At 52.5% G+C, this 425-nt stretch carries 1 pseudogene; it reads left to right on the top strand.

The features are described from left to right. Positions 1–327: 327 nt before the first annotated feature. A pseudogene (locus NR125_RS29380) lies at positions 328–425 on the top strand (beta-ketoacyl-ACP reductase); the annotation flags it as partial.

Below are 425 nucleotides of genomic sequence, written 5' to 3' on the forward strand. Positions count from 1 at the left end.
AGAGGAGAGAAAGGAAGAAGAGAGGAAGAAAGGAAAGGAAAGGGAGGGAAGAAAAGAAGGGAAGGGAGAGAAGGAAAAGAGGAAAGGAGAGGGAGAAGGGGGAGAGAAGGAAGAAGGAAAGGAGGGAGAGGGGGGAGGAAAAAAGAGGAGAAAAAGGAAGGAAGGGGAAAAAGAGGGGGGGGGGAGAGAAAGAAAGGAGGAGAGGAAGGGGGGGAGGGAAAAGAGGAGAGAGGGGGAGGGGGGGGAAAGAAAAAAGAAGGAAGGAAGGAGGGGAAGAAGGAAAAAGAAGGAAAGAGAGAGGGGGGAAAGGAGAAGGAGGGAGAGGAAAAAGCAGGGGGGAGGGGCCGGACAAAGACCGCGGCAAAGGAACGTGCAACAAGAGGCATAACGGTCAATGCTATTGCACCAGGCTTTATCACAACTGA

The organism is Cytobacillus sp. Bac17, from assembly GCF_024519925.1.
Classification (GTDB): Bacteria; Bacillota; Bacilli; order Bacillales; family Cytobacillaceae; genus Cytobacillus; species Cytobacillus pseudoceanisediminis.